This window comes from Amycolatopsis sp. WAC 04169 (assembly GCF_003947535.1).
Taxonomy (GTDB): domain Bacteria; phylum Actinomycetota; class Actinomycetes; order Mycobacteriales; family Pseudonocardiaceae; genus Amycolatopsis; species Amycolatopsis keratiniphila.
In genome coordinates, this window is the sequence record NZ_QHJI01000006.1 from 521,636 (window position 1) to 542,983 (window position 21,348).

The window sequence follows — 21,348 nt, forward strand, 5'->3', positions numbered from 1 at the left end:
ACGGAAGTCGCTTCTCCCCCGCCCGGTACAGTCGTGATCATCGACGCACGTCCGAAGGGTCACCACGCGATGTCTCCCACCAAGTCGCGCGGTCGGGCCTGGTGGTCGCTCGGCGCGTTCGCCGCCTTGGCGCTGGCGTGCGCCGTGGCCCTGATGACGGCGGGCACTTCCCACAGCGACCTGGAGATCTACCGTTTCGGCGTCGACACCCTGTGGAGCGGCGGCGATCTCTACGGCGCGTTGCCGCTTTCCGACGCCGGCATCCCGTTGCTGTTCATCTACCCGCCCTTCGCCGCGCTGGTGCTCACCCCGCTGGCACTGGTGCCGTGGACGGGCGCGGTGCTGGTGCTGTTCGCGCTCAGCCTGGCCGCACTGGGCATCACCTTCTACGGGATCGTCCGCACGCTGTGGCCGTCCGGGGACCGGCGGAAGGCGTTGCTCGTCGCGTCACTGGCGATCACCCCGGCGCTGTTCCTCGAACCGGTCCGCCAGACGCTCGGCTTCGGCCAGATCAACCTGTTGCTCATGGGCCTCGTCGCGGCCGACTGCCTGCTGGCGCGGGGTCGTTACCGGGGCATCGGAGTCGGTCTCGCCGCCGCCGTCAAGCTGACACCGATGGCGTTCCTGCTGTTCTTCCTGGTACGCAAGGATTTCCGCGGCGCGCTGACCGCCATGGGCACGTTCCTGGCCGCCTCGGCCGTCGCGTTCGCGGTCGCGCCGGAGGCCTCCGCGCGTTACTGGTTCGGCGGCTTCGCCGGGGCGTCCGGGATCAGCGGGACTTCGTTCCACACCAACCAGACCCTGCAGGCCGTCCTGGCCCGGTTCGGCGTCGAGTCCGCCGCGAAACCGCTGTGGATCGTCCTCACCGGTGTGCTGCTGGTACTGGTGACGGTGACCATGTACCGCTCGGCGCCGGTGCAGGCGTTGCTGCTCAACGCGACGTTCGCCCTGCTCATCTCGCCGACGTCGTGGTCGCATCACTGGGTGTGGATCGCCCCGGCGCTGTTCACCACCGCCGCGTACGCGGTCCTGCATCGCCGAGACCGCCGCCGTGCGGCAGGCTGGCTGGCCGTTACCGGCGTCGTGGCCACGATCTTCGTCGCGGCCCCGTTCCGGTACTTCCCGGCCTTCGACCGGCCGGGCCAGACCTGGACGACCACCCAGCAGTGGCTGGGGAACTGCTACGTCCTGGCGGGTCTGGTCTTCCTCGCCGTCGCGGGTGCCCGCTCCCTGCGGAAACGCGTTTAGCCGGCTGAACGCGATCCCTCTGTCTTGACACCAGAGAGCGCGCTGTATCTGGCGCTCGCCCTCGGCCTCGCGGGATTCTGTTTCTGGTGGATCCGCCGCCGTCTCGCCTGAAAGGACCTCGATGCTCGACCTGACCGGTACCACCACCCTCGTAACCGGGGCCAGCGGCGGGATCGGCCGCGGCATCGCACTGCGCTTCGCCGAGGCGGGCAGCGCCGTCGCCGTGCACTACCACCGTGACAAGGCCTCAGCGCTCGCCGTCGTCGAACGGATCCAGGAGGCGGGCGGCACCGCCGAGGCGTTCGCCGCCGACCTCACCGACGACGGCGAATGCCGACGGCTCGTGGCGGCTGCCGCAGCCTGGACCGGGCGGCTCGACACCCTGGTCAACAACGCCGGCGTGCAGCCGATCGAACCGCTGCCGGAGATGTCGGCGGAGAGCTGGCGCGCCGTCCTCGACGCGAACCTCACCAGCGCGTTCTCGTGCACCCAGGCCGCGGCCGAAGTGATGAAGGGCGGCAGCGTCATTCATATCGCCTCGATCGAAGCGGCCCATCCCGCGCCGGGACACGCGCATTACAGCAGCGCGAAGGCCGCCCTGGTCATGCACGCCCGAGCCGCCGCGCTCGAATACGGGTCGCGAAAACTGCGCGTCAACTCCGTCTCCCCCGGCCTGATCGACCGGCCCGACCTTGACGACGCCTGGCCGGAGGGCGTCCACCGCTGGCGGCAGGCTTCGCCCTTGGGCAGGCTGGGCACACCCGGCGACGTCGCGAACGCCTGCTTGTTCCTCGCCTCGCCGCTCGCGTCGTGGATCACGGGGCACAACCTCACGGTGGATGGAGGCGTGTCCGCGCGTCCCACTTGGTAGACAAGCATGGCGAAGCTCCTGGTCGAGCGAGTGATCCTGGTCGTGAACTCCAGTGCCTGACGGGTGATGTTCCGTGCGCGATACTGACTTTCATGAACCCAGACAAAGTCCGCTTGAGGGCGTTCACCGAGGCCGACCTCACCTTTCTCGACCGCCTCTGCACGGATCCCGATGCGCTCGGCGAGTTTGACTGGCCCGGATTCGGTGATCCGAGGGCACGCCGCAAGCGATGGGAGATCGACGGGTACATCTCCGCCGAGTCCGCGGCGGTTGCGATCGCGCGGGCCGACGACACGGTTATCGGCATCGTCAGCTGGAAACCTCGCGGCTTCCCCTTGGGTGTCACCTACGAGATCGGCGTGGGGGTGCTACCCGAGCATCGTGGACAGGGGGTGGGCACGGCGGCGCAGAGGCTGCTCGTGGACTACCTGTTCGGCCGCACGACGGCGAACAGAATCGAAGCCCTCACCAATGGCGGTAACTTCGGCGAGCAGAAAGCCCTCGAACGCCTAGGGTTCCGCCGGGAAGGGGTCATGCGCGGCAGGTCCTTCCAACACGGCGAGTATGTCGATGTGCTCGTCTACGGTCTACTCCGCTCAGAGCATTGTTCCGGGACGGCATGTTCAGAGTGAAGTTGGAAAAGGCTCCGTGTACGTCGAGGGCGCTGCGACGGCTTGGTGCGGAGCACCCGTATCGCCTCCATCGGCTCGGCGAAAGGACCGAACCCCGCGTCCACCCGCTTCGGCGAATCATCTTGCCAGGGCCCACTCACGATCGTTTGACAACAGGCCGCCGTTTTATTGGGCCGATATAGTCTGAACATGCTATAGCACAGGTGTTCGATTCGGCGTAGCATTGATCTTGTGTCCAGCGACGATGCATCCCCGAAGACGACCACCGAGTGGTGACGCGTCGACACCGCGACGCTGCACGCCCGCAAACAGGAACTCGAAGTTCTTAAGCGACAGTTGGATGCCGAGCAGAACGCGATCCTCGCCGAAATCAATTCCCGCGGGATCCGCGGCTGCTCGGGTCATTCGACGTTGGCGGGATTGATTCTCGAGGACTTCCTGGTGTCAGACAAGGAAGCCGCCGCCCGCGCCGACCGGGTGCTGGCACTGCATCCCGGCCCCTCGATCGGCGGAGACCCCGAACCCCCGTTGGCTCCGTTGACGGCCGAGGCTGCTGCGGAGGGCGCGATCGGTCGTGGCCAGATCGACGCCATCATCAAGACTCTCGCCCGCATCCCCTCCACCGTCCCCGAGGAAGAGGCCCGGGCCGGAGAGAAGATCCTCGTCGAACTGGCCCGACGCGCGGGGCCACGGCAGATCGCCCGCGCCGGACGCCACCTGCTCGACGAACTCGACCCCGACGGCAAAGAACCCCGCAACGACGACCCCAAAGACACCCGCCCCGAACTACGGTTCATCAAACACCGCGACGGCACCCTGGGCCTCAAAGCGCGACTGGACCTGGAAACCTACGCCCGCTTGAAGTCCGATCTGGATCCGATGGCCAAACCGCACAAGGCCATCGACGGTGTCCGGGATGCCCGCACTCAGGACGAACGCTACGGGGACGCTTTCGCCGACTATGTGCGGTTGAAGACCACCAGCCGTAACCTCCCCGGCCAAGCAGGCGAAGCCACCCACATCCTGGTCACGATGTCCTACGAGGATTTGATCCGGGACATCGGCGAAGCCCACCTCGACCTCGTGGGCCCCATCAGCGCCACCGACGCGAGGATCCTCGCCTGCGACGCCCGCGTCCGCCCCGGCGTCCTCGGCACCGCAGGCGAACCACTCGACATCGGCCGCTCCAAACGCACCGTGTCGTTGGCACAGAAATACGCGCTCACGATCCGCGACGGAGGCTGCGCCTTCCCGGGCTGCGACATGCCCGTCCCACGCTGCACGGCCCACCACATTGTTTTCTGGCGGCACCACGGCGAAACGAAGATCGACAACCTCGTACTCCTCTGTACCAAGCACCACCGGCTCATCCACCGCAGCGAATGGAAAGTCCAGATCGCCCAAGACGGCCTGCCGGAATTCACTCCGCCCGCCTACCTCGACCCCACCGGGACCCCGAGGCGCAACACCATGCACCTACGGACATAAGCCGACCCGTGAAACTTCCGAAACCGAGTCCCGACCCGACTGGCTCCCACCCAACCCGCTAGACGCGCCGAACAGCCGGTGCCCCATCGAGCCGTACCGAAAAGTCACCGGCTCCGAATCTCGGCCCCGCGCTTCAGATTCGTCACCAGCGCCGTCGACTTGCCGGTGACGGCGGCCGCGAGCGGGCGTTCGAGTCCCGGAAGCCGGGCTACGCGAAGGAGCGCGCGGCGCGCCAGGAGCAGGAAGCGGTTGGCGGGAAGGAACCATCGCGCGCCCCGGCGGGCGACCTGCTGCTTCTCGGTCACCACTGGGCGGACCAGGCTCTCGTAGTCCGCGAGCGCCGTCTCGATCGAGGGCGCCCGGGTGAGCTGCTCGGCCAGCACGAACGCGCCCGCGATACCCAGTGAAGCCCCCTGACCGGCGAGAAGGGAGACGGCATAACAAGAATCGCCGACGAGCACGACCCGCCCGCGGCTCCACGAAGGCATCTCGATCTGCGCGACCTGGTCGTAGTACACCTCACCTGGAGGCGGGCACAGCTCGAGTGCTTTCGGTACCGCCCAGCCGAGCGAACCGTAGGTCGCACGCAGCGCTGCTCGCGCATCGGCCGGCAGGGCCGGGTCCGTCGTGCGGTGCACGGCGAACGCCGCGAGTTTGCCGTCGCGGAGCCCGTAGAAGCCCATCTGCATCCCGATGGTGTCGGTCAGGCAGAACCGCTCCCCCACCCGCGTACGAATGTCCTCGTCCTCGAAAACGAAGGCCGCCGTATGAAACCCGAGATGACGCAAGAACCGGCTCTCTTCACCGAAAACCAGCCGGCGGACGGTCGAATGGATCCCGTCGGCGCCGACCAGCAGATCGGCTTCGATGGTCTCACCGTCCGCCAAGGTGACCCGCACGCGGTCGCCGAGGTCCTCGACGCCGGTGACCCCGGCACCGAACCTGACGTCCACTGTGGACGGAAGCCCGGTACGCAGGACCCGCTCCAGATCCGGCCGCATGATGCTGCAGAGCCGTCCCCGCACCGACTTGGCGAACTGGACGTAGTCGATCGCCGCCCGGCGGCGGCCGTGCTCGTCCAGCAAGGTCGCTTCGTCCACCCGATACGCCACTTCTTCGATCTGGGGCAGCAGCCCCATCTCCTCGACGGCGTCGAAGCCGGGGCCGAAGAAGTCGATCATGTAGCCCTGTTCCCGCGGCCCCGCGGCCCGTTCCAGCACCACGACCTCGACGTCCAGCGTCGCGAGCCGGTGCGCCAGCGCCAGACCGGTGATCCCGGCACCGCAGATCGCCACCTTCATGGAGTCCCCTCCCTTTCGTTCAGCCGACCAGCCTGCGCAGGACGGCCGGGGAGACGATCCGGCCGGACTCCGGTCCGAGCGCCCGATGCAACAGAAGCCCGTCCACCGCGGCGAGGAGCGCCGCCGCCGTGTCCTCGGCGTCGGCCACTCCCCGCTGCGCCAGCCACCCGCCGAACCTGGTCCGCAGGTCGGCGAGCAGCTCACGGATGCCTTGGCGCAAGGTGTCGTCGCGGGTCGCGGCGAGGTAGGCCTCGGCGAACAGCAACGACATCGGGTCGGTGCCGGAGTATTCGCCGACCGACGCCAGCAGCGCGTCCACCGCGTCCGCAGGCGTCTCGACGGCCTCCAACGCCGGCTCGAAAGCGACCGCGACTTCACGCATTGCGCCGAGCACGGCCTCGATCATCAAGGCCTGCAGCGACGGGAAGTGGTAGTGCACGACGCTCGGCGTGACACCCGCGCGCTCGGCCAGGATCCGGGTGCTGACCGCGGACCACCCGAGTTCGGGTACGAGCGCGACAGCCGCTTCGAGCAACCGCTGCCGAACGAGCCTGCCACGCGCCGCGGCCGGGGATCCTGCCACCGTCATCTCCTAGGGCGTTCGTCCTGTACGACTGCCCTGATCGTATGCCCGGATCCGGCCGAGGCGCAATCTCACGCCGTCTTCAGCCGTGCCACCACACGTTCCGCGGTCGCGACGCTGGATTGCGGGTTCTGGCCGGTGACAAGGTTTCCGTCGACGATGACGTCGCTCGACCAGGCGGCCGCCGGAGTGACGTTCGCACCCTCTTCCCGAAGCCGTGCCTCCACGAAGAAGGGGGTCTTCTCGCCCAGCCCGCCCTGCCGTTCCTCCTCGTCGCTGAACGACGTCATCGAGCGGCCGGCGAAGGTGAACGAGCCGTCCTCGCGGCGCGCGCTGAGCAAGGCGGCGAGTCCGTGGCAGAGGGCGGCGATGGTCTTGCCCTGCGCGTCGGCGTCGTTCAGCAGGGCGCCGAGGTCGGCGTCGTCCACCAGGTCGGTCATCGGGCCGTGTCCACCGGGCAGGTAGAAGGCGTCGTAGGCGTCGGCCGAGACGTCGGCGAGCTTGAGCGACGCCGAAAGGTCGAGCTCTTTGAGGTACTCGGCGAACTTCGCGCCCGCGGCCGGGTCGACGCCGCCGCGTTCGTCCAGGCTGATCGGGTCGACGGTCGGCCGGAGCCCGGACGGCGTCGCGATCTCCACCCGGTGGCCCGCCGCGGCGAGCACCCGGTGCGATTCGGCGACCTCTTCGGCCCAGAACCCGGTCGGGTGGTCGACGCCGTCCGTGAGCCGCACGTGGTCCGCGGCCGAGACGATCATGAGGATGCGCGCCATGACTGTTCCTTTCGTTGTCCGGGGGCGTTGTGCCCCACTGCCCCCTTCAACCGGGTCTTTGCCGCGAGCACTCCGCGCCGACGACTACGATCCATAAGATTTCTTATGGAAGGTGGCTTGCATGACCAACCTGGACCGGCTAGCGACCTTCCTGTCCATCTACCGCCTCGGCTCGCTCTCCGCGGCCGCCGCGGAGCTCGGCCTGACCCAGCCCGCCGTCACCGGGCAACTGCTCAAGCTCGAAGAGGAACTCGGCGAGCAGCTCTTCGTCCGGTCACGGCTGGGTGCGGCGCCAACCGCTCGCGCGGCCGAACTCGCCGCCAGGATCGGTACCCGGATCGACGAACTGCGGGGTGCTTTGACGCCGGGCGACGACGAGGTCCAGTACCGCGAACAGGTGGCGCTGGGCGGCGCGAGCGACGGCATGGCGACGCGGTTCCTGCCCGCGCTCGCCCCGCTGACCGAACGCGGGCTACGGCTCACCGTCACCCTCGGCCTCGCCGACGAACTCCTGGCCGCCCTCGAAGCCGCGCGCCTGGACCTCGTCATCTCGTCGGTCCGGCCGCGGCAGCGCGGCATCACCGCGATTCCGTTGATCGACGAGGAATTCGTGCTCGTCGCCGCCCCGGCGCTCGCCCGGAGCGTCGATCCCGCGCTGCTCGCCGCCGACCCGGTGCCGGCGCTGGCCCATCTGCCGCTGATCGCCTACGCCGGCGATCTGCCGATCATCCGCCGTTACTGGCGCAGCGAATTCGGGCGGCGGCCACCGAACCGCGTCGCGATGGTCGTGCCCGATCTCCGCGCGATTCTCGCGGTGGTCGTCGCGGGCGCCGGGGCGAGCGTGCTGCCGCGCTACATCGCCGCGGCCGCGCTCGAAGCGGGCTCGGTCTCGACAGTGCACACCCCGGAAGTGCCGCCACTGAACACCATCTACCTCGCGCACCGGCCGGGAACGGTGCGGCCGGTCGTGACCCTCATTCGCGACCGGCTGCTGGAACGCGCCCGCGCCTGGGGCTCACTCTGAAACCCCGGGCGGGGCAAAAATGACCTCTTTCTCCCTCGGAACCGTCGCGAAGCTGGCTCTTCCGAACCCGTTTCCTGGAGGACACATGGTCTCGAAACCCCGCCTCGCACTGGGAATGCTCGTCTTGGCTGCCCTGGCGGCGGGGCTGCTCGCGTTGCTCATCTCGCTCGACGTCGGCGCGTTCTGGGCCAAGACGCTGCCGCTCGTCCTCCTGGCGGGTGGCGCGGCGTTCGCGCAATCCCTCGGTCTGTTCAACAAGGCGCCGAAGGACTGAAGGCGAGCGTCAAACGCGCTGCGGCGCGAAGGTCCGCCGGTAGTCCTGCGGGGAAACGCCGACGACCTTGTGGAAATGGTGACGCAGCAAGGCTCCCGAACCGAAGCCGCAGCGGCGCGCGACCTCGTCGATGCTCATCGTCGTCTCTTCGAGCAGTGACCTCGCGTGCAGAACCCGTTGTGTCGAAAGCCATCGGTGCGGTGTGGTGCCCGTCTCCGCGACGAACTTGCGGGCGAAGGTGCGCTCGGACATCCGGGCCCGGCGGGCCAGTTCGGCGACGGGATGTTCGTGGTCGATGGTGTCGAGCATCCAGGCGAGCACCGGCTGAAGGCTGTCCCCGGTGCACTCCGGGATCGGCACCTCGACGAACTGGCGTTGCCCGCCTTCCCGTTGCGGGGGCACCACCATGCGCCGGGCGATCGCGGTGGCCGCGGCGGAACCGAGTTCACGGCGGACCAGATGCAGGCACGCGTCGATACCGGCGGCCGTTCCGGCGCTGGTGATGATGTCGCCGTCGTCGACGAAGAGGACGTCGGGATCCAGCCGCGCCTCGGGAAAGCGCTCCCGGAACCGCGTGCTGTGCCGCCAGTGGTTCGTGCATCGCCGCCCGTCGAGCAGCCCCGCGGCGCCCAGTACGAACGCGCCGGTGCAGACCGAAAGCAGCGTGGCACCCCGCGCCGAGACCGCACGGAGCGCGTCGAGCACCGCGGGCGGGTACTCGTCGCGCACGTCGCAGGCGGGGACGACGACGAGGTCCGCGTCTTCGGTCGCCTCGAGACCGTGTTCCGGGGTGACCTTCACGCCGTGCCCGAGGCTGAGCGGTTCTCCGGCGCGCTCGCCGCACACGCGGAAGTCGAGCAGCGGCACTCCGTCATCGGTGCGGTCGTAGCCGAACACCTCGCACACGACACCGAACTCGAAGGGGGCGAAGTCGTCCAGCAGCACCACGGCGACGCTTTTCAGCATGCCCGGAGCATAGCTGGCAGGATTTTGTCGCACAACGACAGAACTGCCACTTTTGGCAGGATGTCGAGCGGCGCAAACTTACTGCCATGACCGCAATCATCGTCACCCTCGCCCTGATCGCCCTCGTCACCTACCTGCTGGAGCGCAATCACGCGCGGCAGGGCCGCCCGGACGCCGCCGGCGGCGATCCGCTCGGCCGGCCCTTCTGGCGAGGAGGCGCCACGGCCTGAAACCCCTTACGCGGGCACCGCGCCGGTGTCACGAGCGACACGTTCCCCGCCGAGACCGTCTGACGAGCTCGCATCCGCCGAGGTCAAGCCCACAATCACCGGTTTAAACCTCTTCGCCCGCATTTTCTGCCGGTTACCAGTTTTCTGGTTAGGGTGCAGTGGTGCAAACGGGTTAACTCGGGCGGAAGGAGAGCGCGCCGCAGTCGGCGCGTCACTGAACATGAGTTCGCAGGACGGTAAACAAGCGGAAGAACAGGTCGTCGCGGAGACCGCGGCCGACCTTGCCCACGCACCGGACACGACGGGCCCGGGCCACCCGCCCGATGAGCACGTCCCCCTCGACCTCGCGTCCGAACGACCCGCCGAGACCGACCGCACCGTTTTCGGTGTGGCGGCGGTGCTCGCGCTCGCGATCATCGTCTGGGGCGTGCTGGCCCCGGAAAACCTGGCGAGTGTCGCGTCGACCCTGTTGAACGACGCCGTGATCCCTTACGGCGGCTGGGCTTTCGTGCTGACCGCGAGCGGTTTCGTGCTCTTCGCGGTCTGTCTGGCCATAAGCCGCTACGGCCGGATCCCGCTGGGCGGGGACAAGGAACTCCCCGAATTCCGGACGTCGTCGTGGATCGCGATGATGTTCAGCGCCGGCATGGGCATCGGCCTGATGTTCTTCGGTGTGTACGAACCGGTCTCCCATCTCGCGAGCCCGCCCCCGGGCACCGCGGCCCCGAACTCCGACGAAGCCGTCCACACCGCGATGGCGACGACGTTGTTCCACTGGACCGTGCACCCGTGGGCGATCTACGCCGTCGTCGGCCTCGCGATCGCGTACAGCACCTTCCGGAAGGGCCGCAGCCAGCTGATCAGTTCGGTGTTCGCGCCGCTGATCGGCAAGCGGCGCACCGAAGGCCCGTTGGGCAAGGCGATCGACATCATGGCCATCTTCGCGACCCTGTTCGGCTCGGCCGCATCGCTCGGTCTCGGCGCGCTCCAGGTGGGTGGCGGTATGGGCGCCGTCGGCTGGATCGACGACCCCGGCAAGGGCCTCCTGGTCGCGATCATCGCGATCCTCACCATCGCGTTCATCGCTTCGGCGGTGTCCGGGGTGGCCAAGGGGATCCAGTGGCTGTCCAACATCAACATGGTGCTCGCCGCGGTGCTCGCGGTGTTCGTGCTGGTGGTCGGGCCGACCGTGCTGATCCTCAACATCGTGCCCGGCGCGATCGGCGACTACTTCCGCGAGCTGGCGGAGATGTCCGGCCGTACCGGGATGACCGGCGGCGAGGAGATGCAGACGTGGCTCGGCGGCTGGACGGTCTTCTACTGGGCGTGGTGGATCTCGTGGACGCCCTTCGTCGGCATGTTCATCGCGCGGATCTCGCGCGGCCGCACCATCCGGCAGTTCATCTTCGGTGTCATCGCGATCCCGAGCATCGTGAGCCTGATCTGGTTCGCGATCTTCGGCGGTGCGGCGATCAGCAGGCAGCGGGCGGGCACGGACATCGCGGGCGCGGGCAGTGCCCAGTCGGCGACGTTCGAACTCCTCGAGACGCTGCCGTGGTTCATCCCGATCGCGATCCTGGTGATGATCCTGGTGTCCATCTTCTTCGTCTCCGGCGCGGACGCGGCGTCGGTGGTGATGGGCACCTTGTCCCAGCGCGGAAGCGTGCATCCGACGAAGAGCGTCGTCATCTTCTGGGGCGTGCTGATGGGCGCCGTGGCGGCGGTGATGCTGCTGGTCGGCGGGGACAAGGCGCTGACCGGGTTGCAGAACCTCACCATCCTGATCGCGGTGCCGTTCGTGTTCGTGATGGTCGGGTTGTGCGTGTCGGTCTGGAAGGACCTGCGCAACGATCCGCTGATGAAGCAGGAAGACGCGATGATGTTGTCGCTGAAGGAACTGCACGAGGAGCGCACCAACGGCCACGGCCGTCGTCGTATCCTCGGCCGGTCGAAACAGCGCACCTGAGCTTGATCCCGCGTGAAGGCCCCCTTTCCTCGGTTGAGCCGAGGGAAGGGGGCCTTCACGCGTTTCAGGCACGTCCGATGGCGACGAAAGCGCACAGCGCGAGGTAACCCAGGTCCAGCAACGCGATCAGGGGCTCGCGGCGACGCAGCCGGACGACCAGCGCGCCCGCCATGACCAGCGCCAGTCCGAGGGCCGCCAGCGGCACCAGCAGCGGGGCGATGTCGAGCAGCGCAGGAACGACCAGGCCGACCGCGCCCAGGATCTCGACCACCCCGATGAACTTCACCGTGCCGGGGCTGAAATCGAGCACCCAGCCCGCCCCCGAGGCCACCCCGGCGATCGTTTCCCTGCGCAGGAACAGCTTTCCGACGCCGGAGACGAGATACATCACGGCCAGCAGACCGGCGACGATCCACAGCGCGGTTTCCATCAGTGCGCCGCGAACTGGCCGGGCGTGTAGTCACCGGCGGGCTGCCGGGTGATGACGTTCAGCCGGTTGAAGGCGTTGATGAGCGCGATCTGGGTCACCAGCGCCACGAGCTGCTCGTCGTCGTAGTGCTTGGCGGCGGCCGCCCACGCCTCGTCGGTGACACCGCTGCCGTCGGCGAGACGGCTGCCCTGTTCGGTGAGTTCCAGCGCGGCACGTTCGGCCTCGGTGAACACCGTCGCCTCGCGCCAGCACGCGACCAGGTTCAGCCGGGTCGTGGTCTCCCCCGCGTGCGCCGCGTCCTTGGTGTGCATGTCGAGGCAGCCCGAGCAGCCGTTGATCTGGCTGGCCCGGATGTTCACCAGTTCCCTTGTCGCCAAAGGAAGTTCGCTCCCGTCGAGGACTTTGGCGGCCGAGACGAGGTGCTTCACCAGCTTCGGCGCGAGAGCGGTCTTGAGGTAATCGATCCTTGCCTGCATGGGATTTCTCCTTCTCGTCGGTCTTCACTTACTTCGACGAGGAGGACTTCCGAGAGGTAACACCCATGGCGGCGAGGCGACGTGGATCACTGACGGAGTCGATTTCGACGATGCGGCCGTCGACGATGGTGCAGGCCATGACGCCCAGCAGCTTGCCGGTCCGGCTCCACGACACGATGCCCGGTTTGCCGTTGACCAAGGCGGGCCGGGTGGTGCCGGCGGCGCGCGCTCCGCGCTGGACCCGCGTGGCCACCTCCGCCGCGCCGAGCCGCACGACCTCGCCGTGACGGCTCCGCGAGCGCCAGGTGACGTCGGGGTCGAGCATCTCCAGCAACCCCTCGAAGTCCCCTTCGCGGGCGGCGGCGAGAAACGCTTCGACGACTGCGCGTTGCCGCGGCTCGTCGGCCGGACGCTGTCCCCGCACCTTCCGGCGGGCCCGGCTGGCGAGCATCTTGGCCGCGTCCGCCGACTTGCCGAGGATCTCCCCGATCTCGGCGAACGAGACCGCGAACAGGTCGTGCAGCACGAACGCCAGCCGCTCGGCCGGGCCGAGGGTGTCGAGCACCACGACCAGCGCCACCCCGACCGATTCGGCGAGCAGCGCGTCTTCTTCCGGCGAGTCGTCGAGCACCAGCAACTCGGGCGGCTCGTCGTAGGAATCCTCGGGGCGGGTCTTGCGGGAGCGCAGGACGTCGATGCAGACGCGGCCGACGACGGTGGTCAGCCAGCCGGACAGGTTGTCGATCGTGTCGGCGTCCTGGCGGGCGAGCCGCAGCCAGGCCTCCTGGACCGCGTCCTCGGCGTCCGTGCGGGAGCCGAGCATCCGCTGGGCCACGGCCACCAGACGCCCGCGCTGTTCCTCAAAAGCGCTGGCCAGGGCTTCGCCGGTCATGTCGATACCTTTCTCGCGCCGAACCCGTCATGGACATGACGAGCGCGACGCGAGAAAGGTAACCGACTCCGTGACTCGCGTGCTTGAGGACGTGACTCACGTGATTGGGGACGGAACTCACGTGTCTGGACGCCGCACTCGGGTGTCCCGTGCTCAAGCACGCGAGTTCCGTGTCCAAGCACGCGAGTCACGTGCCTGATCACGCGAGTTCGGTGTCCCGTCACCCAGGCCGACGCGAAGGGGCCTTTCCCCGCTTCGTATGCGAGGAAAGGCCCCTTCACCACATTCGGCACAGCCCTGCGGAGCCGGGCCGAGCTTCGCTCAGACGTCGCGGATCGGCGTCTTCACGGTCTTCTTCATGCCGGGGTTCTTCGTCTCCGGCTTCTTCTTGCCGGGCTCCGGCTCCGGCTCGGCGGTCGTGCCGCCGATGCCGGAGTCGATCGCCGCCGTGACGATCAGGTTCCGCTCGTCGGACGAGACGATCCCGCCGTCGAACAGTTCCTGGGTCACGGCCCGCACGTAGGTCACGAACTGCTCGTTCGACGAGTAGTCCGACTCGTCGTCGATCACGTCGTTGATCGTGCAGCCGTCACCGGTGTCGCGGTTCTCGACCTGGCTGTCCGCCGTCCCGAGGATCACGGTGTCCCGGAGGTCGGAGTCCGGGCAGGCGTCCGGGCCCGGCGGCGCGGCGACGATGGTGAACGAGCCGCCCTGTTCCGCCGACACGTTGCCCGCCTTGTCCGACGCGCGGTAGGTCAGCGTGTGCGTGCCGAGCGCGGTCACCTTCACCGGCGCGGTGTAGACCGTCCAGGCCCCACCGTCCAGCTGATACTCGATCTTGTCCACCCCGGACCCGGTGTCCGTCGCGGTCAGGTTGATGGTCGCGTCCTCGATGTACGACCAGCTTCCGTCCAGATCACCGCTCACCACCACCGAAACCACCGGTGCGGTGCTGTCGTCGCCTTCGACGATGGTGAACGTCGCCGTGCCCTCGGCCGAGACGTTGCCCGCCTTGTCGGTGGCGCGGTACTTCACCGTGTGCGCGCCGACGACGGTCAGCGCGAGCGGTGCCGAGTACGTCAGCCACGGGCCGCCGTTCAGGTTGTACTCGACCTTGCCGACGCCGGAGCCTGCGTCGGTGGCCGTGAGGGTCACGGTCGCCTTGCCGACGTAGTTCCCGGCGGTGTCCTTGGTCCCGGTCACCTCGGACGTCACGGTCGGCGCGGTGGTGTCACCGCTGACGATCGTGAAGTGCGCCATGCCTTCCGGCGAGACGTTGCCCGCCTTGTCCGAAGCACGGTAGGAGACCATGTGCATCCCGGGCGCGGTGACCGCGACCGGAGCGGTGTACGCGGTCCACGCGCCTTCGTCCACTTTGTACTCGACCTTGTCGACACCGGAGCCTGCGTCCGTGGCGGTGAGCTTCACCGTGGCGGTGTCGAGGTAGTTGCCCGCACCGTCCTTGGTCCCCGTGACCTCGGCCGTCACCGTCGGCGGTGTCGTGTCGCCGGGCTGCCCGGTGACGACGGTGAACGACGACATCCCTTCCGGTGAGACGTTTCCGGCCTTGTCCGAAGCGCGGTAGTGGACCATGTGCGCACCGGCGGCGGTGACCGCCACGGGTGCGGTGTACGCGGTCCACGCGCCGCCGTCGAGCTGGTACTCGACCTTGTCCACACCGGACTGGCTGTCCGACGCGGACAGGTTCACCGTCGCGGAACCGACGTAGTTCCCGGCGGTGTCCTTGGTGCCGGTCACGTTCGCGGTCACGGTCGGCGGGGTGGTGTCCGGGGTCGGCTCGCCGGTGACGACGAACTCGCCCATCATCTTGGTGTGGCCCTGGATCGTGCAGTAGTACCGGTACTTGCCCGGGGTCAGCGTCACCGTGGCCTGGTGGACGCCGTTCTTGTCGTCGTAGGGGTTGGCGAGGATGTTGAGGTTGACGTCGTGGTTGTAGCCCGGCGTCGAGGTGTCGAACGTCAGCGTGTGCGACATCGTCGAGCCGAGCTCTTCGGTGTTCTTGAAGACGATCGTGGTCTCACCGGCCACCGCGGTGGACGGCGCGCTGAGGTAGTGGTCGGTGCTGTCGCCCGCGGTCCATTCCAGGGTCTGGACGGGTGCGGCGGAGGCGGGAGCGGACGAGCCCGGCAACACCAGGCCCGCCAGTGCGAGCGTCGCGGCCACCAGGGCCACGACGAGGGTTCTTGGGGACATCGCAGGGAAACCTTCCGTACAAGGGACACCGGCCGGGCACACGGAACCCGCGCGCCCGGCCGGCTTTCGCGCTACAGCTGCCGCACCCGGATGTTGCGGAACTCCATCAGGTCGTTGTCACCGTGGTTCTGCAGACCGATGAACCCGCTGACGAACTGCCGGAAGTCCGTGGACGGATCGCCCGCCCGCGACGACTGGATACCCGGCGCGTTCTCGAACTCGTTGATCACCACGCCGTTGCGGATGATCGTGTACTTCTGCCCGACGACCTTGATCTCGTACTCGTTCCAGGTCCCCTTCGGCTTCACGCCCGCCTGGTCCAGCGGCCGCGGGTCGAAGTTGTAGATCGACCCGGTCTTCTGCGGCTCACCGGTGGCCCCGTCGTACAGCTGCACCTCGTGGCCGCAGTAGATCGCGACCCAGGCCTGCGACGTCCTCGCCGAACCGACCGTGCCGCAGCTACCCGGCGGACGCTGCTCCAGCGGAGTCCGCGGATCCGGGAACCGGACGAACACACCGCTGTTGGCGCTGCCGGTCGGCGCGATGTCCTTGAACTGCAGCTTCACCGAGAAGTTGCCGAACTGCCGTGCCGAGTACCACAGCATGCCGAGCCCACCCGACGGTCGCAGTGACCCGTCCGGCTGGATGGCGAACTGCCCGGACGGCGCCTGCGACCAGTTCCGGAACGACTCCGGCGTGCCGTCGTAGATTGCGTCGTAGCCGGTGACGCCCTTGTTGCCGATGGGCGACGCGGCGGCCGCGGCGTTGATCTTGTCCGACTCGGCCGCGTTCAGCACCCCGAGGTCACCGAGCCGGTCCACGGCCTGCGTGACGTGGTTGACGAAACCGGCGTGGGAGGTCCACGTGCTCTCGTCGTCGATCATGTCGTCGACCGTGCAGCCGCCACCGGCGTTGCGGTTGGTCACCCCGGTGTCGGTGTCGCCGATGGTCACCGTGGCACTGGAATCCGCCACGAGACAGCCGACGCTCACCGAGTTCCGCGTGGTCACCGTCTCGCCGTTCGCGTAGGTCACGGTCAGCTTGGCGGTGTACAGCCCGGTGCGGGGGTAGGTGTGCCGCGGGTCGGGCTGGGTCGAGATCGTGCCGTCGCCGAACTCCCACTTGTAGGAGACGCCGCCGGACTTCGACCCGGTGAAGGCCGCGGTGAGCGGCTTGTTCTGCACCATCGTCGACGAAGCCGCCGCGGCCGGGGTGGCCTCCCCGCCGGTGTAGCTGATCTTCAGCAGCTTCTGGTTGTTGGTCAGGGTGAAGAAGCCGCCGCCGTAGTCGAGCGCGTACAGCGCCCCGTCCGGCCCGAACTTGGCGTCCATCCACTGGTTCAGCTTGGTGTCGCCACCACCGGTCGGGATGATCTGCCGCACGGTTTCGGCGAACACCGGCGGATCCTGCTTCGCGACGCCGTTCGGGTCGAGGGTGACCGCGATCCGGTTCTGCCCGTTGCTCTGGTCACCGATGAACCACTTGTCGTTCCAGTAGGCGGGCCACGCGACGCCGCTGTTGGTGTTGACCAGGTCGCGGTGGTACGTCGGCCCGGTCATGACCGCCTGGCCGCCGCCCTTGAGGTAGGGCTGCGTGTAGGTGGCCTCGGCCGCGTTGTACGTCGGGACGGAGCTGTTGGGGCGGTTGGGGAACACCGGCCCGCCGCCGTCCGGCGCGTACCAGATCATGTTCTTCTTGATCGGCGGCAGGTTCACCAGGCCGGTGTTGCGCGGCGAGGTGTTGACCGGGTTGTCGCAGTCGTACCAGCCGGTGAGCACCGCGGCGTCGGTGCTGCTGCGGTCGCGGTACGGCTGCTTGTTGCCCATGCAGTACGGCCAGCCGTGGTTGCCCGCCTCGGTGATCACCGTGGCGGTCTCGTACTTGGCCGGGCCGAGCTCCGGGCTCGGCGACGACGCGTCCGGGCCGACCCAAGCGGCGGTCAGCCAATTGGTCTTCTTGTCGACTTGCAGACGCGAGATGTTCCGCACGCCCATCACGTAGATCTCGGGCCTGGTCTTGTTCCCGGGGTCGTTGGCCTCGGGGAACAGGTTGCCCGCCGGGTTGGTGTAGGTACCGTCGGCCTCGGGGTGGATCCGCAGGATCTTGCCGTTGAGGTCGTTGGTGTTACCGGCGGTGCGGCGCGCGTCCTGGAACGAGACGCCCTTGTAGTCCTGGGTCCAGTTGTTGCCGGAGTACCCGTTGGAACCCTGCGACGAGTTGCTGTCACCGGAACCGATGTAGAGGTTCCCGTCCTTGTCGAAGTCCATGCCGCCGCCGGCGTGGCAGCAGCTGTGGACCTGGACGTCCCACGACAGCAGGTCCTTGCGGGTCGCCTGGTCCAGCGTCTGGTTCTTCAGGTCGTAGGTGAACCGCGAGACCGTGCGCTTGCCGATCCGCTTGTCGATGTCGACCGACGCGTGCGGCATCCAGTAGGCGTACATCCAGCCGTTTTCGCTGAACTTCGGGTCCAGCACGAGACCGAGGAGGCCTTCCTCGTTCTTGACCAGTTCGTCGCCGCTGCCGCGGTTGCCCATCACCTTCAGCGTGGTGAGCAGCTTCGGCTTCTTGGTGACCGGGTCCCACTGGTGGATCGTGCCGCAGCCGGCGCCGATCTCGGGGTTGGTCCAGTCGTTCGGCGCGGGCACCGTGTTGCCGGCGCAGGCGGCGCGGCCGATGTAGAAGACCCGGCCGTTCGGCGCGATGGTGAGCCCGTGCGGCTCGCCCATCTGGTCCAGCTGGCCGGGCTGGTTGATCCCGGTCAGGCGCTCGACCTTGTAGTTGGCCGCGATACCCGCCTTGCAGTCACCGCGCACCATGCCGGTGGTCCACTTGAGCGCGCCGAGGATGTGACTGCGGAACTGGGCCTCGCCGTAGCTCGCCTCGGTCCGGCCCATGCCGCTGTAGAAGGAGCGGCCGCCGTCGTAGTCACGGCACCACGAGATCGGGTGGAAGGCGCCGTTCGCGCCGACACCCGGCTTGTAGGTCGATTCCTCGACCTGCGCGACCGTGTGCACGGTGCCGACCGGGTTGACCTCCCAGTTGAGCCACCGGTCGGTGCGCACCCACTTCTGCGGCAGGCCAGCGGTAGCCGGGTTCGCCTTGTCGAGGACGTCGACCGTGGCCTGGGCCGGGTCGGGCTCCGGCGGCGGCGGGGTGGTCGAGTTGTCCTTGTACAGCTTCCAATCCGCCAGCTGGATGAGCGGTTCACCGGCGTTGGCGGTGATGTTCAGCCGGTAGTTCGCGTACGCCGTGGTGTTGGTGAAGGTGAACTTGCGGCTCACGAACCGGTCGGCGAACGTCTCGTTGGTGCGCGTGTCCAGATCGGTCCACGTGGTCCCGTCGTTGGAGCCCTGCAGGGTCCAGCTCTTGGGGTCACGGCCGGGGAAGTCGTTCGCCGATACGAGGTCGTAGCTGCTCACGGCGACCGGGGCGGCCATCTTGTAGGCGACCCAGCCGGTCGGCTGGAACGCCAGCCATTTGGTGTTCTCGTTGTTGTCGGCGAGCTTTTCCTTGCTCTCGTTGGGCGCGTTCTCCGCGCTCGCGGTGACCGAGGCGACCGCCTCCGGCGTGGGACGCGCCCCCACCGGACGGGCACCGATCAGCCCGGAGAACCACTGCGAACCGTCCTGGGCCCGCGCGGCGTCGGACAGGCCGAGGAACCCACCGCCCGCCTTCATGTAGTTCTGCAGCGAGGTTTCCTGGTCACGGTTGAGCGTGATGCCCTGCGCGGAAAGGAAAACGACGCCGCGGTACTTCGCGAGGTTCGCCTGCGTGAACACCGCGGGGTCCGAAGAGGACGAAACGGAGATGCCGTTCGCCTGGCCCAGGCTCGCGATCGCGTCCGTGGCACGCAGGACGGGGTCCTTCTGGTCCGCGGCGGCACCGTGGAAGACCAGGACGTTCACCGGGACGTTCGTCGCGGCTTCGGCGGCCACCGGCGCGATGGCCAGCGGCAGGCCGGAGGTGACGACGGCGCCGACCGCGAGCGCGGCCAGTGACCGTCTGCGGAGCCGGCGTTGCGAAAATACTCGTCTCAAGTTCTCGCTCCTTTCAAGACTAGTGGTGGTGGGCCGAGGCGCCGGTGGCGTTCGGCGTGGACGTGGTGGGGTGCTGATGCCCCTTGAAGCGGTCGATCGCCTCCTGCGCGCCCGCGGGCATCCCGCCGTCGGCGTTGCGCACCAGGAACACCCCGGACATGCCGTCGTCCGAGTGCTGCTGGACGTGGCAGTGGTACATCCACGCGCCCGGCCCGACGCCGTCACCGGCGATCACCTGGAACCCGAAGGAGTTGCCGGGGTCCAGGGTCTTGTTGTCGACGATCGGGGCGTTGTCGGTCGCGCTGGTGAGCATGCCGGTGCGGGTGTCCGCCCAGCGATGCGCGTGCAGGTGGAAGGTGTGCATCAGGTTGCCGTGCCCGATGCAGATGAATTCGACGCGTTCGCCGAGGTTCGCCTCGAAGATCGGCGTGTTCGGGGCGATCTGGTGGTTGATCCACATCTCGGTGAACACGACGGTGAACTGCTTGCTGGGCAGCAGATCGCCGCGTTTACGCACGATCAGGCCACCGTAGAGGCCTTTCAGCAGGCCGATGGTGCCGTGATCGCCGTCGAACGCGTGGTCGTGGTAATGCCAGTACCCCGCGCTGCCGGGCATCCAGAAACCGTTGGCCGCCTGGTAGGCCGTGCGGGTCTTCCAGGTGTAGGTCTTGGTCTCGTAGGGCTTGTTGAAGGAATCGTTGAACGGTGAACCGTCGGATTTGGTGTCGTAGTTGACACCGTGCGGATGGATCGACAGCCGCTTGTCGGTCTTGTTGACCAGCTCGATCACCAGCGTGTCACCCTCGTAGCACTCCAGGAGCGGCCCGGGGATCGTCGGCTTGCCGGGCTCCAGCCCGTAGCCGACCCGGGTCGAACCGGGAACGTAGTCGGCGTAGATGGTGATGTTGCGGGTCATCCCGGCCGCGGCGGCCGGTGCCGAACCGGCGCTGGCCGACACCACGACCGGGGCGATCACCCCGGCCGCGGTGCCCGCGAGCATCGATCTGCGGGACAGCCCGCGTTTCTTGTTGTCCATTGTGGATTCCCCAGTTAGAAGCGGACGTTACGGAGATAGGTGAATCCGGTCTGGGCGGTGCTCAGGGGATCCGTGGGGTTGTCGTGCTCGACGATGTATTCGGCGAGGTGGGGACGGGTGTGGCGGAAGATGCGCGGGAAGTCGATGACGCCCTTGCCGGGGTCGACCATCTCGCCCGCCGCGGTCCGGTCCTTGACGTGGTACTGCACCACGCGCGGGCAGTGCCGCCGGTACAGCGAAACCGGGTCCATCCCGCCTTCCACCGCCCAGAACAGGTCGATCTCCAGGTGCACGTACCGCGGGTTCGTGTTCCTGGTGAGCACGTCGTACGGGCGCACGCCGCCGATGGGCGCGAACTCGTGCGCGTGGTTGTGGTAGCCGAGCGGGATACCGGCCTGGCGGAACTTCCGCGCCGCCGTGTCCATCCGGCCGGCGAACTGCTTCCAGCCGTCGATGGTGTCGAAGTTCGCCCACGGCACGTTGGCGCGGGTGTTCCCGAGGATCTTCGCGTCCGCGATGGTCTTGTCGAGATCGCCGTCGATGCCGACGTGGGTGGACGTCGCCTTGATGTGGTTCTTGTCCAGCAGACCGCGGAACTCCTCGGCCGAACGGCCGTAGGTGCCCGCCAGTTCGACCTTCCGGTAGCCGATGTCCGCCAGCGCGGACAGGGTTCCCGGCAGATCGGCCTGCAGCGCGGTGCGCAGGGAGTAGAGCTGGATGCTGATCTTCTCCACCGGGACCCGGCCCCGTCCGTGGTGGCCGGATCCCTGGGTCTCCGCCTCGGTGGCCGCACCGGCCACACCCGGCAGGGCTACCGCCGCGCCGACCGCGACCGCCGCCGTCGCCGCGCCGCGCAGGAGCGCCCGTCGAGAGTGGAACTGCTCAGCTTCTTCACCGCACATGAAACCGC

Annotated in this window: 19 protein-coding genes; 8 read left to right on the forward strand and 11 right to left on the reverse strand. The window is 68.0% G+C overall.

Going from position 1 to position 21,348, the window contains the following annotated elements; all coding sequences use genetic code 11:
* The first annotated feature begins 69 nt into the window (after positions 1-69).
* From DMC61_RS18400 to DMC61_RS18415, 4 genes are all read left to right on the forward strand, one after another.
* Positions 70-1,248, forward strand: a complete 1,179-nt coding sequence (locus DMC61_RS18400; protein ID WP_233594851.1) for a glycosyltransferase 87 family protein — start codon at positions 70-72, stop codon at positions 1,246-1,248.
* 121 nt (positions 1,249-1,369) lie between these two features.
* On the forward strand, positions 1,370-2,119 hold the full coding sequence (locus DMC61_RS18405; protein ID WP_125690313.1) for an SDR family NAD(P)-dependent oxidoreductase: 750 nt from the start codon (positions 1,370-1,372) through the stop codon (positions 2,117-2,119).
* A 92-nt stretch (positions 2,120-2,211) separates the two neighbouring features.
* Positions 2,212-2,751 carry a GNAT family N-acetyltransferase gene (locus DMC61_RS18410; RefSeq protein ID WP_233594852.1) on the forward strand — a complete coding sequence of 180 codons (540 nt, stop codon included), beginning with the start codon at positions 2,212-2,214 and terminating at the stop codon, positions 2,749-2,751.
* 294 nt (positions 2,752-3,045) lie between these two features.
* Positions 3,046-4,239 carry an HNH endonuclease signature motif containing protein gene (locus DMC61_RS18415; protein WP_125690314.1) on the forward strand — a complete coding sequence of 398 codons (1,194 nt, stop codon included), beginning with the start codon at positions 3,046-3,048 and terminating at the stop codon, positions 4,237-4,239.
* Positions 4,240-4,343: 104 nt separating this feature from the next.
* Here DMC61_RS18415 and DMC61_RS18420 read toward each other — a convergent pair whose 3' ends face one another.
* From DMC61_RS18420 to DMC61_RS18430, 3 genes are all read right to left on the reverse strand, one after another.
* Positions 4,344-5,540: an FAD-dependent monooxygenase gene (locus DMC61_RS18420; RefSeq protein WP_125690315.1), complete on the reverse strand. Its 1,197-nt coding sequence runs from the start codon at positions 5,538-5,540 to the stop codon at positions 4,344-4,346.
* A gap of 19 nt (positions 5,541-5,559) precedes the next feature.
* Positions 5,560-6,129 (reverse strand): TetR/AcrR family transcriptional regulator, encoded by a 570-nt coding sequence (locus DMC61_RS18425; protein WP_199750024.1) that lies wholly within the window; start codon positions 6,127-6,129, stop codon positions 5,560-5,562.
* A 65-nt stretch (positions 6,130-6,194) separates the two neighbouring features.
* Positions 6,195-6,893 carry a type 1 glutamine amidotransferase domain-containing protein gene (locus DMC61_RS18430; protein WP_125690317.1) on the reverse strand — a complete coding sequence of 233 codons (699 nt, stop codon included), beginning with the start codon at positions 6,891-6,893 and terminating at the stop codon, positions 6,195-6,197.
* A gap of 121 nt (positions 6,894-7,014) precedes the next feature.
* Between DMC61_RS18430 and DMC61_RS18435 the strand changes: the two genes are divergently transcribed.
* The gene (locus DMC61_RS18435; RefSeq protein WP_125690318.1) at positions 7,015-7,917 is read left to right on the forward strand and encodes a LysR family transcriptional regulator; all 903 of its coding nucleotides are present in this window, start codon (positions 7,015-7,017) and stop codon (positions 7,915-7,917) included.
* Positions 7,918-8,002: 85 nt separating this feature from the next.
* Entirely contained in the window at positions 8,003-8,191 is a 189-nt protein-coding gene (locus DMC61_RS18440) for a hypothetical protein (RefSeq protein ID WP_125690319.1), read from the forward strand.
* 9 nt (positions 8,192-8,200) lie between these two features.
* On the opposite strand, the gene DMC61_RS18445 is transcribed toward DMC61_RS18440, so the two are convergent.
* Positions 8,201-9,157 (reverse strand): GlxA family transcriptional regulator, encoded by a 957-nt coding sequence (locus DMC61_RS18445; protein WP_125690320.1) that lies wholly within the window; start codon positions 9,155-9,157, stop codon positions 8,201-8,203.
* Between the two features lie 86 nt (positions 9,158-9,243).
* On the opposite strand from DMC61_RS18445, the gene DMC61_RS41455 reads away from it, so the two are divergent.
* Both DMC61_RS41455 and DMC61_RS18450 read left to right on the forward strand, forming a co-directional pair.
* Positions 9,244-9,387, forward strand: coding sequence for a hypothetical protein (locus tag DMC61_RS41455; protein ID WP_170064569.1), 144 nt, complete (start codon positions 9,244-9,246; stop codon positions 9,385-9,387).
* Between the two features lie 220 nt (positions 9,388-9,607).
* Complete coding sequence (locus DMC61_RS18450) at positions 9,608-11,353, forward strand: BCCT family transporter (protein ID WP_199750025.1); 1,746 nt, start codon at positions 9,608-9,610, stop codon at positions 11,351-11,353.
* Between the two features lie 64 nt (positions 11,354-11,417).
* Here the strand turns inward: DMC61_RS18450 and DMC61_RS18455 are convergent, their stop codons facing one another.
* The 7 genes from DMC61_RS18455 to DMC61_RS18485 all read right to left on the reverse strand — a co-directional run bounded on the left by DMC61_RS18455 (position 11,418) and on the right by DMC61_RS18485 (position 21,340).
* Positions 11,418-11,783, reverse strand: a complete 366-nt coding sequence (locus tag DMC61_RS18455; RefSeq protein ID WP_125690321.1) for a DoxX family protein — start codon at positions 11,781-11,783, stop codon at positions 11,418-11,420.
* Positions 11,783-12,259 carry a carboxymuconolactone decarboxylase family protein gene (locus DMC61_RS18460; protein ID WP_016331795.1) on the reverse strand — a complete coding sequence of 159 codons (477 nt, stop codon included), beginning with the start codon at positions 12,257-12,259 and terminating at the stop codon, positions 11,783-11,785. The genes DMC61_RS18455 and DMC61_RS18460 overlap by 1 nt, the downstream gene beginning before the upstream one ends.
* Before the next feature lie 28 nt (positions 12,260-12,287).
* Positions 12,288-13,151, reverse strand: a complete 864-nt coding sequence (locus DMC61_RS18465) for a sigma-70 family RNA polymerase sigma factor (RefSeq protein ID WP_016331794.1) — start codon at positions 13,149-13,151, stop codon at positions 12,288-12,290.
* A 321-nt stretch (positions 13,152-13,472) separates the two neighbouring features.
* Positions 13,473-15,365: a copper-binding protein gene (locus DMC61_RS18470; RefSeq protein ID WP_125690322.1), complete on the reverse strand. Its 1,893-nt coding sequence runs from the start codon at positions 15,363-15,365 to the stop codon at positions 13,473-13,475.
* 71 nt (positions 15,366-15,436) lie between these two features.
* Entirely contained in the window at positions 15,437-19,402 is a 3,966-nt protein-coding gene (locus DMC61_RS18475; RefSeq protein WP_125690323.1) for a ThuA domain-containing protein, read from the reverse strand.
* 19 nt (positions 19,403-19,421) lie between these two features.
* Positions 19,422-20,438, reverse strand: a complete 1,017-nt coding sequence (locus tag DMC61_RS18480) for a multicopper oxidase domain-containing protein (RefSeq protein ID WP_125690324.1) — start codon at positions 20,436-20,438, stop codon at positions 19,422-19,424.
* Between the two features lie 14 nt (positions 20,439-20,452).
* The gene (locus DMC61_RS18485) at positions 20,453-21,340 is read right to left on the reverse strand and encodes a sugar phosphate isomerase/epimerase (protein WP_125690325.1); all 888 of its coding nucleotides are present in this window, start codon (positions 21,338-21,340) and stop codon (positions 20,453-20,455) included.
* Positions 21,341-21,348 lie beyond the last annotated feature (8 nt).

Bases quoted from the DNA above. Each gene is read 5' to 3' on its own strand.
- DMC61_RS18400 (WP_233594851.1), top strand. From the start codon at position 70: ATGTCTCCCACCAAGTCGCGCGGTCGGGCCTGGTGGTCGCTCGGCGCG.
- DMC61_RS18405 (WP_125690313.1), top strand. From the start codon at position 1,370: ATGCTCGACCTGACCGGTACCACCACCCTCGTAACCGGGGCCAGCGGC.
- DMC61_RS18410 (WP_233594852.1), top strand. From the start codon at position 2,212: ATGAACCCAGACAAAGTCCGCTTGAGGGCGTTCACCGAGGCCGACCTC.
- DMC61_RS18420 (WP_125690315.1), bottom strand. From the start codon at position 5,540: ATGAAGGTGGCGATCTGCGGTGCCGGGATCACCGGTCTGGCGCTGGCG.
- DMC61_RS18425 (WP_199750024.1), bottom strand. From the start codon at position 6,129: ATGACGGTGGCAGGATCCCCGGCCGCGGCGCGTGGCAGGCTCGTTCGG.
- DMC61_RS18430 (WP_125690317.1), bottom strand. From the start codon at position 6,893: ATGGCGCGCATCCTCATGATCGTCTCGGCCGCGGACCACGTGCGGCTC.
- DMC61_RS18435 (WP_125690318.1), top strand. From the start codon at position 7,015: ATGACCAACCTGGACCGGCTAGCGACCTTCCTGTCCATCTACCGCCTC.
- DMC61_RS18440 (WP_125690319.1), top strand. From the start codon at position 8,003: ATGGTCTCGAAACCCCGCCTCGCACTGGGAATGCTCGTCTTGGCTGCC.
- DMC61_RS18445 (WP_125690320.1), bottom strand. From the start codon at position 9,157: ATGCTGAAAAGCGTCGCCGTGGTGCTGCTGGACGACTTCGCCCCCTTC.
- DMC61_RS41455 (WP_170064569.1), top strand. From the start codon at position 9,244: ATGACCGCAATCATCGTCACCCTCGCCCTGATCGCCCTCGTCACCTAC.
- DMC61_RS18450 (WP_199750025.1), top strand. From the start codon at position 9,608: ATGAGTTCGCAGGACGGTAAACAAGCGGAAGAACAGGTCGTCGCGGAG.
- DMC61_RS18455 (WP_125690321.1), bottom strand. From the start codon at position 11,783: ATGGAAACCGCGCTGTGGATCGTCGCCGGTCTGCTGGCCGTGATGTAT.
- DMC61_RS18460 (WP_016331795.1), bottom strand. From the start codon at position 12,259: ATGCAGGCAAGGATCGATTACCTCAAGACCGCTCTCGCGCCGAAGCTG.
- DMC61_RS18465 (WP_016331794.1), bottom strand. From the start codon at position 13,151: ATGACCGGCGAAGCCCTGGCCAGCGCTTTTGAGGAACAGCGCGGGCGT.
- DMC61_RS18470 (WP_125690322.1), bottom strand. From the start codon at position 15,365: ATGTCCCCAAGAACCCTCGTCGTGGCCCTGGTGGCCGCGACGCTCGCA.
- DMC61_RS18480 (WP_125690324.1), bottom strand. From the start codon at position 20,438: ATGGACAACAAGAAACGCGGGCTGTCCCGCAGATCGATGCTCGCGGGC.
- DMC61_RS18485 (WP_125690325.1), bottom strand. From the start codon at position 21,340: ATGTGCGGTGAAGAAGCTGAGCAGTTCCACTCTCGACGGGCGCTCCTG.